The sequence below is a fragment of the Oribacterium sp. Sow4_G1_1 genome, from assembly GCF_052116105.1.
Taxonomy (GTDB): Bacteria; Bacillota; Clostridia; order Lachnospirales; family Lachnospiraceae; genus Oribacterium.
Window position 1 is genome coordinate 1 of the sequence record NZ_JBQKLS010000009.1, and the last position, 14,819, is coordinate 14,819.

The 14,819-nt window shown below is 43.8% G+C and carries 11 protein-coding genes; 1 reads left to right on the forward strand and 10 read right to left on the reverse strand.

Annotation, left to right across the window (positions count from 1 at the left end):
* Positions 1-832, forward strand: an 832-nt coding sequence (locus ACTQ52_RS06970) for an ExeA family protein (protein ID WP_441982168.1), incomplete at its 5' end; no start/stop codon positions are given.
* Positions 833-1,097: 265 nt separating this feature from the next.
* Here ACTQ52_RS06970 and ACTQ52_RS06975 read toward each other — a convergent pair.
* The 10 genes from ACTQ52_RS06975 to ACTQ52_RS07020 form a co-directional block, all read right to left on the reverse strand.
* Positions 1,098-1,958 (reverse strand): IS1595 family transposase, encoded by an 861-nt coding sequence (locus ACTQ52_RS06975; protein ID WP_441982169.1) that lies wholly within the window; start codon positions 1,956-1,958, stop codon positions 1,098-1,100.
* A gap of 122 nt (positions 1,959-2,080) precedes the next feature.
* The gene (locus ACTQ52_RS06980; RefSeq protein ID WP_441982170.1) at positions 2,081-2,605 is read right to left on the reverse strand and encodes a hypothetical protein; all 525 of its coding nucleotides are present in this window, start codon (positions 2,603-2,605) and stop codon (positions 2,081-2,083) included.
* Between the two features lie 244 nt (positions 2,606-2,849).
* Entirely contained in the window at positions 2,850-3,065 is a 216-nt protein-coding gene (locus tag ACTQ52_RS06985) for a DUF3791 domain-containing protein (protein ID WP_410043510.1), read from the reverse strand.
* Complete coding sequence (locus ACTQ52_RS06990; protein WP_410043509.1) at positions 3,062-3,532, reverse strand: DUF3990 domain-containing protein; 471 nt, start codon at positions 3,530-3,532, stop codon at positions 3,062-3,064. The genes ACTQ52_RS06985 and ACTQ52_RS06990 overlap by 4 nt, the downstream gene beginning before the upstream one ends.
* On the reverse strand, positions 3,529-3,768 hold the full coding sequence (locus tag ACTQ52_RS06995) for a DUF3791 domain-containing protein (RefSeq protein WP_410043508.1): 240 nt from the start codon (positions 3,766-3,768) through the stop codon (positions 3,529-3,531). The genes ACTQ52_RS06990 and ACTQ52_RS06995 overlap by 4 nt, the downstream gene beginning before the upstream one ends.
* A gap of 300 nt (positions 3,769-4,068) precedes the next feature.
* Positions 4,069-4,857, reverse strand: a complete 789-nt coding sequence (locus ACTQ52_RS07000) for a metallophosphoesterase family protein (RefSeq protein WP_441982171.1) — start codon at positions 4,855-4,857, stop codon at positions 4,069-4,071.
* 155 nt (positions 4,858-5,012) lie between these two features.
* A complete protein-coding gene (locus tag ACTQ52_RS07005; RefSeq protein WP_441982172.1) occupies positions 5,013-8,060 on the reverse strand; it encodes a type III restriction-modification system endonuclease in 3,048 nt (1,015 codons plus the stop codon).
* On the reverse strand, positions 8,044-9,135 hold the full coding sequence (locus tag ACTQ52_RS07010; protein WP_441982173.1) for a PDDEXK nuclease domain-containing protein: 1,092 nt from the start codon (positions 9,133-9,135) through the stop codon (positions 8,044-8,046). Before ACTQ52_RS07010 ends, ACTQ52_RS07005 begins: the two co-directional genes overlap by 17 nt.
* 13 nt (positions 9,136-9,148) lie before the next feature.
* Positions 9,149-11,164, reverse strand: coding sequence for a site-specific DNA-methyltransferase (locus ACTQ52_RS07015; protein ID WP_441982174.1), 2,016 nt, complete (start codon positions 11,162-11,164; stop codon positions 9,149-9,151).
* 13 nt (positions 11,165-11,177) lie between these two features.
* The gene (locus ACTQ52_RS07020) at positions 11,178-14,813 is read right to left on the reverse strand and encodes a YobI family P-loop NTPase (protein ID WP_441982175.1); all 3,636 of its coding nucleotides are present in this window, start codon (positions 14,811-14,813) and stop codon (positions 11,178-11,180) included.
* Positions 14,814-14,819 lie beyond the last annotated feature (6 nt).

Consider the following 14,819-nt stretch of genomic DNA (forward strand, 5'->3'; position numbering starts at 1 on the left):
AAGGAGGGACGCGCTCATGTATGAAGCATTCTTTGGCATGACCCATACGCCATTCACCAGGGACCTTCCACCGGAGTGCCTGTACGAGACGAAAGCGATGAGTGATGTGCTCGGTCGTCTGATGTACGTTGCCGACAAGAAGCTGTTTGCAGTGATCACTTCAGAACCGGGCTGTGGCAAATCCACACTGCTCCGTAAGTTCGATGCCATGCTTCCGAAGGACAAGTACATCCTTCTGTACCTGTCTGATTCCAAACTTACACCGAAGTGGTTCTATAAGGGCCTTCTGGAACAGCTGGGCATCGATTCGGGCTTCTATCGTGGAGATGCCAAGCGCCAGCTGCAGGCATCGATCGAAATCATTCAGGGCGTCCAGAAAAAGCGGGTGGTCTGCATACTCGACGAGGCGCACCTCCTCGATAAGGAAATGCTCGAGGAGTTCCGCTTCATGCTGAACTACAAGTTTGACTCTGAGAGTCCGATGGCCCTGGTGCTTGCCGGACAGACAGAACTCTGGGACCGCAAGCTGAAGCTGCAGCGATACGCCGCGATACGGCAGCGGATCGATATCTACTGTACGGTGCCACCTCTCGACCGGGCGGAATGCGAGGACTACATCAATGCGCACATGCAGTACGCGGGCTGCACGCAGAACATATTTACCGACTCGGCCATCGATCGGATCTACCAGATCTCGAACGGTGTTCCACGGATGGTGAACCGTGTCTGCGAAAAGAGCCTGATGTATGCCAGTCAGACACAGAAGCGACTGATCGATGACCACATGGTCAGTTATGTGGCAGAACACGAAATGCTTGTTGTGAATGAGTAAGCGAACGCCGCCGAAGACGACCTCCGGCGGCGATAACCCATACGACATTCATGACGCAAAGTTGAGCAGTTCAGCGACAGCTCATGAGAGCAGCTCCGTGACAGCTCATGAAATCAGCAACAGGATTTCACGATACTTGGTCATAAATGGCCTCCTTATAATAAATTTACATCGAATCCGATGTATGAATTCATTATAAGAAAGGTCGTTCGGTGCGGCTATACTCCCGGAATGGTGCTGTCATCTTATCCGGAATGGTGCTGCTCTAGCTCCGGTTTACTGCTGCAAAATGGCCCATAATATTCAAACTATTAATCTTTTGGATATTCAAGCTTCCTACAGAATGCTTTCCTCTTGGGATTTGATGCAGATCTGCACCGACTGATTTGCTAAAACGTCTGTAGGCAGTGGCTGAATCGGATACAATAACAGACCCTGGAGTAATATTTCCCGCAAACGCTTTTGACAGCGTCGGCGCATTGATTTTTCCTCGATTAGTTATTTTGGCTACATATTTCCCGTCAGAATCCATGAGGCAAGGAATGCAAATTTGCTCACGCGAAATGCCACGCAAAGACGCGCTGCTGCCTCTGCTACGGCTGTCTCGTGCCGCCGGCCACACCGCATGGTTTCCTTTATAAGAATCTTTAAAAAATGTTTCGTCAGCCTCTATGGTCCCTTGCAGCTCCATGTTATTGCTTAATTCAATCAAGGCGTCGAACACTTTATTTCGCCACCTGAAAGCTGTGGTTTGAGATATACCGCATCTGCCGGTCAGTTCATTGATTGTCGCATCCATTAAAAGCATCTCCAAAAATGTCCGCCATGTTGACGAATTCTTTCGTGTACGCTGAAGCGGAGTACAAGTATTGGCGGTAAAGTTTTTACCACAGTCTTTACAGCGATACATTTGGTGACCAGCAACATTTTTGCCATTTTTGACGGCTTTGCCAGAGCAATACGGGCACTCGTATCCGCTAGTCTTCTTATGCTCTAATAAAGCCTCTGAAATGGTCGGGCTCTTTAACATGACAGTAGCGATCTCGTCGTTGATAATTCGGAGCTCGGCATCAGAACAAGAATTAATAAACATTAATACAGATGGCAGATCTACGGTCTTTGGCATAATTATACCTCCTACGTGTATTATACCAGAAAGTAGCGTAGAATCCTATGTTATGTATAAAAGAGCCTTTAGTTATGTCGTAAGAATCAGGACAGAGTACCGTCCCCTGATCCTACTAGTTATTAACTAGCTGGAAAAGCAATCGCAACTGTATCTGTTTTTTCAATATAAGTAATTGTGCAAGTCTTACCTTTCTTAGGTGACATGGCAGACACATCTATGCCTGCAATTTCTTTAATACTAGTATTCTGCCATCCGTCCTGAGCCTGCTTAAGGGTAACAGTACCAGTCCATATACCTGTATTAGCATCACCGTCGGTATATTTAATGGAGTAAACAGTAGCGGCAGTTTTAATAGTGCCCCGAGAAGCACTTTCAGTAGAGCCCTTTTCATTTGTAAGAGCGGCAGTCATAACTTCTGCATAGCATGCACGAATGTTTGCTTCATCAGTAGCTTCTCTAGATTTCTCCAACTGCGTAGTGAAAATCGGAATGCTAATTGCCACCAGCACGGCCACGACACCAGCTGGCGTGACGAGCTCGGCGACCTCAATCGGAACCCCGACTACCGCAAGCGCATCGGCGACAAGGCCTGCTACCTCGTGCTGTTTGAAGGATTGAATGCACGAACCGGGAATTGACCACACAGGGGAGTCTGCGCGAGCAGACTCCCCTCATTTTGACCATCTGCGATGGAATCAACTTATGAAAGCAGTTCTGGTCATGAAGCAAGTTACCAGCAAGTTAAATCAGGCACTTCCTGCTCTACTGATCTTTCGAAAAAGCGCATGAAAACGTGCTTCTTTTTAAGCGCCTTTCGAAAGATCAAACACAAAAGCAAATTACCGGCAAGTTACTTCCCCAGGCTTGACTCAAATGTCCCACAGATGATCACATAGTCTTCTCCGCATATTCCTGTCCCAGTTCCTCTGCCAGATATGCGTCGCTCATGCAATGCATATCTGAAACGCCGTCATGAATCAGCTGATAAACCTGGGAATGATAAAAGAAATCCAACCCCGCATCCAGCGAAAGCCCCTGCTGTTTGGCAAAGCACTCAATGACACGACTATATTTTTTCTGAAGCAAAATTGAATTTGCTGTCATAGTTTTTCACTCCCTTCAAAATGCAGCAGCGACAGTGCCTTATCTGTGCGGAAACAGATTTGCAGGTTCGGTTTTTCATACCGCAGGCGGTTGATTGCTTCCGTCTTATCAATCAATCCGTCAAAGAACAGCTCCACAGTATTAAATACCTTATCATTGGCAACACCACCTACAACAAGATCATAATCTGTCAAATCTTTTCCGCTACGGCAGTTCAGGATAAAATCCAGCCATTCTTCGGAATAAGAATCGAACTTCAACGTTTTCAGTTCGACTTCCCGTTTTTCATCGTACTCATATCGAGAGATAATGCCGTCTTTACCACGACGCTTGAACTTGCTACACCACTTCGCCGCCTGTTCATACAGAGGCGTGGCATAGAATCCACACCCGAAGTCTACATTAAGGCGAGAATGAACTAAATCCGGTTTTTTAATTTCCACAAAAGAACCATGATAGATTATCATACTGTCACGCCCCTTTCTTTCATCACATCCAGGAGGTCGTCAACGATGTATTCACGGCTCTGCGTATGCAGTACTTCATATTCCGGCACGATGTAACCGTTCAAAATATCACTCTGTTCAGTAAATGCCTTATAAACACGCTCTGCATTCACACCCAGCTTCGCCGCTACATTTTCAATGCAAAATACAGCGAATTCCAGCTCACTGGCATTTTTGATTTTTTCATCTGTCATCATGCGTAAGCCCTCCTTTATCAGGCACTTCAAATGCTCTTTAACCGGCAGTACTTTCTCATACTTCACTTGCAAAAGTCTGCTTCCTTTTTTACTTTATGTTGCATATTATACCATATCCAGGTATAAATCCATCTCAGATACGAGAACGAGAAGAATCCCGACTCCGAAAGCGCATCGGAGACATGGCCTGCTACCTCGTACTGTTTGAAAGCCTGAACGCACGAACCGGGAATTGACCAATATCAGAGAGCCTGCAACTGCAGGCTCTCTGCGTACTTTTTTCACTTGTTTTTTCTTTCGTCACTCCACCTGCAGGATCGAATAATATATCGCCGTTTCCCTGTCGTTTATTCTTCGATCCTCATGATGGTGTCCGAAGAACCATTCCCGGTACGTCACCGTCTGTCTGAGCTCTTCAAAATATTTATTTAAAGGGTCTGCGGTGATTCCGCCTCCCAGCAGGACGAGATCCGAAATCGGTCCATCGTGCGATATGATAAAATCCACCTGCATGTTATGCTTCTTAAGATTCTCAAGTCCGGCATCCATTTCGTCCTGTGTCGGCATCTCTGCCCTCCACCAGTTCTGGTTTTCGATTCTCGCGGATGAGTAATAATTTCTAACCATTTTCAGCTTTCCATAAAGGTGTGGATCATCCTTCTGTAGAATTCCGGCAGTGTAATCCTTCTCTAACTCCTCTTCGCTTGCGAGCCCGGCGATATCATGTGATCGCGCACCACCGAAAGCGAACACTGCAGTTCCGTTCAGATCGAAAATCTCTCCACGCATCAGATGGATGACATGATCTCTTACGAGGTGTACATTTCCCCCATGCCAGGAACGGACCGGCAGTGCATTTAAACGGTCGAAATTCTCGTGGTTTCCATCAATGAATAAGGTTGTAAAGTTCTTATCATTCAGCCCGTCAAGCAGATCGTTTTCCTCTTTGTTTTCTTTCAGCGACCAGAGCATTCCGAAATCTCCACAGATGATCACATAATCCTCTCGTGTCATTTCATTCTGCACAGGAAATTCTTCTACTGAAAATCGGTCGGGATCTCCATGGATATCCCCGGTAATAAAAATCATATACTCACCCAATTTGATTTCTAAAACATTAAGAGTCAATGCTATTTCGGCACAGTCTTCTCCGCATACTTTAACCGACAGTTCCTTTTTATTGAATATCCGAAACGGTGTTTCGGATATTCATCTCCTATAGCTCAGATAAATCTTAACCGGACTCATCTTGTAACCAGCTCCAGCAGGCTCTGATAGCTGTCTACCACATCATAAACCACTTCACCATTGCTGATTGCCTTGAAATGCTCTCTGGCACAATGAATCTTGGACTCTTCGATCAAGCGCAACTGCATCGAATTCATCGAGCCCTTCGTTTCGGCCACAAAATAGATATGCTTGACTGTTCCCTCATAGAACGCGATCGCCCAGTCAGGATTATAATGCCCTACAGGTGTTGAAATGTAGAACCCGTCCGGAAGCTTCACATAGACCGCAACATTTGTATTCGTGTCCAGTTCCGTAGCAAATTTCTGCTCATTGCTGGAGTCGTATACGATATGGTCGTACAGATGCTTCTTTGCCTTCATGGCATTCACACCGAGACGGCCCTTGATGGTCGGATCCGTGAAAACATCCGTGCCATAGTGATCATCCATCACATCATAGGTAATGTGCTCAATAATCGCCGTAGCCTTTTCATCATTGATAAGAGCCGCTGCTTTCATGATAAATTCTTCCGGATTATCCTTAAACTGATTGAATACACTCGGTTGAATGCCCTTCAGAATCTGAATGACCGCCTTGCGGGTAAGTCCAGTTTCCTCCACAAGCTTTCCGATCAGATCATATTTCACATTTGTACTGACCGTTTTGGTGCTACCATAGCTTGCAGACTTCTCTTTTACAAAGGAAGTTCCGGATGCCAGCGCTTCCTTTGATTTGATCGTCTCCATGGTTCCGGTTTCCACTTTGAAGACAATTTTCGATACTCTGAGTTTGCAGTCAAGCGACTGAATGGCCTTGCGGATCAGCTCCTCGGTATCAAAGTCAACCACGTAGGTAGACTTGGAATTGATCTTCGCCCACAGTGCCTTAAATTCAGGCATTGCAAGCTTATTCTCATCCACATGCAGCTCCACGTTATTGCTCCGGGCATTTTCAGGCACCATGGATCTGCCGTCATAGATGGTGTCGATGATTTCAATGATAGAAGCCGCTGAGTCCGCCACCTCCTCGGCGACCTTGATCTCATGATTGGCCTTGTCGGCATAATATTTATCGGTGAGAATGCCTTTCCGGTCAATATAGCCATTGACAATCAAATCAAAATGGATAGCTCTTGCTGTATCCTGATCGACAACCTGCTCATTGCCCTTATCATCCTTAATCACCTTACCAACAAACAGATCTTCCGTAACTGCACGAGGTCGATCCGCCACAGCTTCAGCGATTTCTGTCTGCAGTCCCTTCGCGAAACTGTCATAGCTTTCACTGGCAATGACAGTCAGCACATTGACATTCTGAACGTCTTCGCCCAGCACGTTGGCGTCCATACGCTCACCGTCCTGATTAACGCAGAGACGCAGGCCACGTCCGACTTCCTGCCGCTTACGCACCTCACTATTGCTCTGCTTCAAGGTGCAGATCTGGAATACATTCGGGTTATCCCAGCCCTCTCTCAACGCAGAATGAGAGAAGATAAAACGAACCGGAGAGCGCTTCGGATCGCGATCCAGCAGCAACTCCTTGTTCTTCATAATCAGCTCATAGGCATCGACATCATCCGTCGTAGTTTCCTTGCGGCCCACCTTGGAGTCAATCATCTTGCCCTTTTTGTCGATAGAGAAATATCCGGCGTGCGTCTTCTCCGCTGGAATCGCCTGCAGATACTTTATGTAGTCATCCTCGCCGATACCGATCTGCAAATGTCCGACGATGTCGTTATACTCCTCAACAAACATCTGCGCATAGATACCGTCTGTCGCCTGTCCGGCTTCATCATAGACGCGATATTTTGCCACTTCATCGATGAAGAACAGGGACAGCACCTTGATGCCCTTATAGAAAAGCTCGCGTTCTCTCTGAATATGAGACAAAATCGTCTCTCTGATCTGAATGCGTCGTAACTGGTCTTCGCTGACCTTACCGATCACATCACCGGCATAGATTTTGATGCCGTTCAGAAATTCAACGGAATCATCGCGTCCGTCGATGCGGGATACCACAAAGCCCTGTTTATACTCTTCCATATCGCCGGAGTTATCGTATAGATTGTAACCTTCCGAAACGGTACGGGTGATCTTGCGAATACCACTTGCACCCTTAAAATCAAACTGAATCGTCGCCGTAGGCGCAGCCTTTGAAAGGTTTATACCTTCCAAATAAACATAGCTTTCTGTTGCCGTACTGCCGGATTCCTCGATGCCCTTTACAGCAATCTTCTTTACCAGTCGCTTGTTATACGCCTCCATCGCATCCAGACGGTAAACCATGTTGTAAATGCTGTCGCTCTTATGGGTAGCGGAATAACGAAGGGTCAGCAGCGGATGGAACTGCTTCAGATTCTCCTTGGTCTGCTTCCCTTCTACAGACTGCGGCTCATCGATAATCAGAATCGGATTCGTCTTCGCGATGATGTCAATCGGTCTCCGGGAACGGAACTCATCCAGCTTCATGCTGATACGTCTTGCATCCTTACCTCTTGCGTTGAACGCCTGAGAATTGATGATCATGGCGCAGATGGAATTATCCGAGGCAAAACGATCAATCTCCGTCAGCTGTGCAGAATTATAGATGAAGAAACGTACCTTCTTACCATATTCCTCCGCAAAGTGCTCCTGCGTTACCTGAAAGGATTTGTACACGCCCTCACGGATGGCGATAGACGGTACAACTACGATAAACTTCGTCCAGCCATAATGCTTATTCAGTTCATACATGGTCTTTATGTAGGTATAGGTCTTACCGACGCCCGTCTCCATCTCAATGGTCAGGTTGAAGTGCCCCTCCAGCTTTTCCGACGGCTTGAGCTGATTCGTCCGCTGCACCTTTTGCAGGTTTTCCAGAATGATTCGATCAGAAAGCTCTGGCACGATCTTATGGTTGCTCCAGCCGGTAAAATCCTCATCATCGGTCAGCGTCTGCTGGTAATACCCATTTCCTCTGTCCATCATGTATGAAGGCGTCAGATATGGCTGTCCGGCGAAAACATCCACCACGGCCTTCGCTGCATCAGCCTGAAATTTCTGATGCTTAAATCGTAGTCTCATCGTCTTCGCCTCCATTCTCATCTGATACCTGTTCTTCCAGCAGTTTTTGCAAAGCTTGCTTACTCGGTAGTACTGTCTCATATTTACTTGCAAAAATCTGTGTATTATCCTCTGGCAGCGTCATTTCTACAACAGCGTTGTTCTTGTCTCTGCACAGCACGATTCCGATCGTAGGATTCTCATCCGGCAGTTTCACCTTCCGGTCATAGTAGTGAACATACATCTGCATCTGACCGATATCCTGATGCTTCAATTCGCCGATTTTCAAATCAAACAGAACAAAGCAACGCAGCAGACGGTTATAGAAAACGAGATCTACCATGAAATGCTCTTCGTCAAAGGTGAACCGCACCTGCCTGCCGATAAAGGCAAAACCGGTACCAAGCTCCAGCAGAAACTGCTGCAAATTGTCGATAATGCGGCTCTCCAGCTCGCTTTCAGAGTATTCCGGCAGTTCTTTCAAACCAAGAAACTCCAGAACATATGGGTCTTTGACAGCATCTTTTGCTGTCTCAACCGTCTGTCCTTCCAGTGCCAGACGGTAAACCTTCTCCTTATCCGTACTAAGTGCGAGGCGTTCGTAGAGCGAACTGTTATATTGCCGTTTCAGCTCGGTGAGGCTCCAGTCATTTTTTATGGATTCAATCTCATAAAAATGACGTTCGTCTATATTTTCTATCCGCATGAGCTTGAGATAATGAGACCAGCTCAGATAGAACTTTCTACCAGTGCTGACTTCAGGAAGATTCTCGAATTGGTCAGACAGTGTCTGACCAATTCGATCCTGCGAATAAACCATGTAAAACTGACGCATTTGCTTCAAATTTGTTACCGAAAAACCTTTTCCATATTTCTCACTAAGGTATTTGGACAGTTCCCGCAAAATCTGCTTCCCATAGACGGCTCTGTTTTGCCCATGCTGTTCTTCCTCAACGATCATTCTGCCGATTTCGTAATAGGCATAGACCATGGCGAGATTGACGGCTGTTTTTGCATTCTTTCTAGCCTGCGCCAGCACTTCGGAAACGCTTTCCAGGAAGATTGGACTGATTGTCGTTATTTCGTTTTTGCTCATACTCTTCCTCTCCTTACAGCACCTTCACAGAAGTATCCGGTGCCAGTTCTTTGAAAATCTGGGTTACATTAATTTTAGCCGGGCTGCCCGTAAAGCTGCTGTCACGGAATACGGCACGCAGTGGCTGGCGCTTTGCAATCGCCTTAATCACACTGTCAGGAATATTCTCGTCAAAGCAGGCAATCAGGTCGCCATCATTATAGTTATGCACCGTGCATCCATCGATACTTTCAGACTGGTACGGTAGCGACAGCGGTAATCCCCACTCCAGAAGGCAACCAAACAACAGGTCAAGGTCGGTACGATCTTCCTTAATGTTGCTCTCCAGCTGATCAAGAAAATTCTGCTGATAATCCGCAGGCGCGTAATACACATCCTTCATGTTGGTGTCATCCAGCTTGAAAACGCGGAAACCTCCATCAAACTTTGCATCCGGATGTTCCTCGGCAATCTTCTTGGCTGCACGACGGATACGCTCTAGTCCAACCTCACAAAGAGATGGATATAAAGGAGATTTGCTTTCTTCTCTGATTTGTACCAATATATAGTGCATTTTTTTGGATTCCTCAGCATTTTTCTTCATTACCGAATGTGCTGTTGTTGATGAACCGGAAAAGAAATCCAGTATCAATCCATTTTCATCAGAAGCAATCTCAAGAATTCGATCAATCAAGCGCGTAGGTTTAGGGGTGTCAAATGGTATATTACCATCAAATAATGCCTTAACTTCTTTCTTTGCTTCATCCGTATGACCAGTTTCTGTAAAGGGCCAAAAATTCGTTGGAAGCCGTCCTCCCATATCATCAAGATAGGTTTTTCTTCGTATTCCACCTTTTCCTCCATTTGTGAAATAAAAGTATGGCCAATTTCCTCTGTCCATAACCGCTTGAGCCTCTTTTCTCGATATTTCAAGAGGCTTTGTTAAAACTATTCCCTTAACATCTTTTCTTACATCTTTTACTTCGATGCCACATACCCTAGCACGTTTTTCTTCATCATTCAGATTTCTCAATTCATATCCACACCATTGTTGCAGATTTTCAAGCATTTGTGATTGTCCTAAAGACCAACATCTACTTGTAGTAGGGTACATAAGTTCACCAGTAAAGGGATGCTGTATTGCATATACCATTCCTTGATGAGTCACAGCGCCCGGAGCAGTAACCGAACTACTTGTCCAAGCTCTTTGGTCGTTGTCAGGGTTTTTATATATAGAGTTCATTTCTGCGGTGCGTGGTAGTTTTCTAGGGCTCCACCCAGGCAACTTGCTGTAAATGATAATGTGTTCCACTTCATTTACTATTCCTGTCGAATCATTTCTAGTCGAATAAGTTCTCTGCCACGAAACATTCGAAACAAAGCAACTTGCCCCAAATATTTCATCACATATCTTTTTAAGATTGTCTGCTTCGTTATCATCTGTAGAGATAAAAATTGCGCCTTCATCAGCTAACAAATTTCTTGCAAGCATAAGCCGTGAATACATCATTGAACACCAATCCGAATGAAATCTTGGATTTGAAATATTATTTTCACAGAATCGTCTATTGCCCTCATCATCGAACAATTCAATTTGTTCTTCATATACGTCCTTATCAGATGTGAAATTATCATTGTATACAAATCGGTCTGAACCAGTGTTGTAGGGTGGATCAATATATATTACTCTTACCTTGCCGAGATAGCTCTCCTGCAACAGCTTCAGCACTTCCAGATTATCACCCTCGATGTAGAGGTTCTCCGTGTTGTCCCAGTTAACGCTCTCTTCTTTGCAAGGACGCAGTGTTTTTCGGATCGGCTTATTAGCCTCTACGATAGCCGCCTTTTTGCCTACCCAAGTAAATTCATAAGCTTCATCACCCTCAATTACATCTCTGGACAGCATCTGCCGCAGCAGGTCAAAGTTAATAGCCTTCTTTGGCCTACCATACGCATCCTTCGTCTCAGTAATGCAGTTCGGGAATAAATCCCCGATTTTCTCTATATTCTGTTCGGTCATATCAATGGATTCCATACGCATTTTGTCCATTAGTGTTTTCCTCCTATTTTACCTGCTTAATATGCAGCCTTAGAATTTTTCTTGTTTTCTCACAATCTGTGGCTACATCGAAGTATTTTTCAGCTTTTTCTTTCCAGCTCGTAAGATAACCAATCTTCTTCAAGTGTTCTGCCAATTCCCTGTTTTTATCCTTTACTGGCAAACTAACTTCGTGTCTCCGAGAACGATCACTAAGCTCTGAATATGGTGCACTGAGCTCTGCAAAATACTGTTCAAGATCTTCTGCGTTTAGTATTGTGCAATAATCGAGCAGCAGCTCAATGTGGTCTTCCTGAGCAGTACAATTCCATGCAGCCTCAAAAATATCCTTTGAAACAGGTAAATCATGTACCTTCATTTGCATGGCAATTTTTTCTGTCATGTAGCTTTCCGCATAATCGCAGAATAGTTGATGTCTGTTGCTTGCAGCAAAATCATCGTTAAAGATCAACTGTTCCAGCAGACTTGAAGTCATGGGAATGCTATCGCTCAAGCTCATATAGTCTTTCTGATTTTTCAGGATGAACTTAATTCCAATCTCAAAGGAAGCATCGTTTACCGCAGTATACCTGTCAGCAGTAAATTCAAAATAATTGCAGTCAACCATGATATTCAGTGTAGGTTCTGCGATCGACGAAATTTCAAGGTCGAATTTCTCCAACCGCAAAACAGGAAGGAGTTTTCGCTCAATTTCCTGCTCAAAATCTGCTTCGATAAATGCTTTTATAAAGCTATCATTGACAACCACTGCATCTATCTCAGCCAGTTCTCCTGCGTTTAAATCTACATATTCCTTCAACGCCTCGCTAAACTGGTACACTTTCCAATAGTCAAAAACATTCTCCCAGCTTATCTTTACGGCATTTTTCTTTAACAGTGCATTCCAAACCGACATCCACGCATTTTTGTTGGCTCGCACATGTTCACCTGCGCAATCATCAATGTAGTCTATGCAAAAACTCTCTTGCTCAACCAGTTTGACCTGAATTTCTGTTTCCCCTTCAAGCCTAATCAACATATCTACTATATCTTCCGGGCTGTCAGATAAGTTTCTATGCGCAAGAACAATTTCATCAACAAACTTTACCATGTTGTCCTGAACATACTGTAGCAATGCCGGATAGTTTAGTGCGATCAATGCAGAATAAGGCTTCCCTTCAAACTCGTCAAGGAAATCGCTGTTCTTATACGCAATTATAGCCTTGATCATTTCTTCATTTATCACATAGTGGCGATTTTCAAAAATGCTATCCAATACATTGAAAGGAACCGTAGCTGTACGGAGTGCTGGAAAATGCACATCCAATCTGTCTATAACAATAATAATTTTTTCGTTATTGCAATCTCTCAGTTTTTGGAGAATATCGGAATGCTCTTCAAAATAATGTGTCATGCAGCTGTCTATATTCTGCGCCTCGATCGTTGAAATCTCCGACTCAGACAATATATTTTGCAGGTACATAAGCTGATGATCATATGTCAGTGTTTCGTCCGCTGATATATATGCCCACATGCCAGTCCAATTTTTAGATAACAAGCGAATGAATAACGGTAATTTTGATGTCTGATTTACAAACTCATCAATAAAACGCCAGCTGAGCTCATCACCATCGGCCAACTGCTGAATGAATGCCATTAGTTTTTCAGAATTTTCTTCTCCTAATAGTTCTTCCAAAAGGTCAAAATTATAGATAGCTTTTTGCTCGAACTCATATTCTTGTAAGCGCTCGACAACCATTGGGATTTTCGTCAGGTGATACTCAAAATCCAGCGGTGCTTGATTTTTTATCGCCAGAATAAAATTCATGTCATCCTTTGTAATGCTTGTTCCCTTGAAATAGTTAATATAACTTGCATACTTTTCATCAATATAACCACGTCGCAACAGAAAAACGAGCAGCTTATTGGCCTTCACATTCTCAGAGAAGACTTCATTTATAGGATATACTTTTAACAGTTCTACAATGGACATCCCAAATAGTTTGTGCTGTCTTTCGCGAAGTTCCTCTAACTCTGCCTGTAAGTTTTCCAGCCCCTTATCTCTAACTTCTTTTATCGCCTTCCATCGTTCAACATAAGCGGCCATAATTTCAGCATCAATAGTAGTATATGTTTGATTATGATTTTGGTTCATGTAGTAAATATATGTATAGTTTTCCTGCATAAGCCGAACCATATCATAATCATCACTCATAATTGTATTGGTTTCTACACTCGATGAATTCCAATTACTATTTCTAAAACTATCAAATTTATAGGGTCCGCCCATCAATGTTCCCAACATAGCGTACTTAAGCTCTCGCATGGACTTGCAGGTATCATTTTGGGCACGTTGGATAACTGAAGCGTAGTTATCAATGATATCCTGGATGCTCTGTTTCTTTCTTGCAATAAAGTCGCTCTTATCCATAAACGCTTTTTTCAGAATGCCTTTTTCGTTCTGAATATCTGCAAAATCACTCGGATACAAGTTTTTAAATACCAACATTGCAAGCATCTGCTCATCTGACAAGGAAAGTTCTTGGGACATGCGCAATGTTTTTTTATAGACAACAAACTCGTTGTAGATATTCTGAAGAATACGCATATCATAGATGAACGGCGATATATCAAGCACAAACCCCTGAGAAACATCATGCTCAATTCCATTTTCTTTTGCTTCCTGAAGCCTCTGAAGCAAAATTTCCCCTGAGTTAGTTGAATTTACCACCGGAATAACCGGAATGATGAAGTCAAAGAATTTGGTTCGATCTTCTTTAGAAAAAATATCATCTCTGACTGCATACACAAAGACGATCGGTTTAGCCTTTATGGCATCATCATTGTTGAGAAGATTATTCAATTCACGCAGATGGACAAAGATTTTCGGATCGTCTAAGCGATCCAAATCCTCAAAAAAGACAGTTCTATAGCCTGTCTCCTCAAAGAAATACATGATTTCATCAAGATTCCTGTTGAAAACAGAATCTGCTTCCTCAACACCATTTTGAACAATTGTATCGGTAGGCAGCTTAATCTCCTTCACTCTAAATTTTGAAATTGCTGTCCGATACAAGCAGGTAATAATCCATGCAAAAAAAGCAAATAGCAGGACTGCCGCGATTTTGGTAAAAAGAGGAGTTGGTAGTCCTGATGGAACTAAACTCTCAATCACTTTCATAAACTTGTCACAGGTGGTCGGTGTCATTACCTCCATGAAAAACAATATGACAAGCATGGCAACGAGAACGTAGAGAAAGGTTTTAAACTTCTTAATCGGATGGAGCTTTCTATAGCGACTCTGTGGAATTCTACCCGGCTTCACTTTATAGAAGAGTTGCTTTAGAATACCTTTTTCCACCTCATCAGCATCTACCTGGATCTTTCCATTTGGATCATCTGTTGCAGTGTTTCCTTTTAAGAATGTTGCCATGGATATTTTGAGAGCTGAAGATCGAATCTTTTTATGAGTAGACTTGTCTTCGTCATTTTTACGCAAAAAAGTTTCTATTATGCTGCTCTTTCCTGCACCATAAGGTCCTGTCAACGCAATATTCTTTACTTTTTTATTCTGAAATGCCCAATTTAACGCTTCAATATATTCATCTCCGTTTTCTATACTGTCTATTGGAGTTAAATCTCTATATTCAGAATAGGCCATTATATC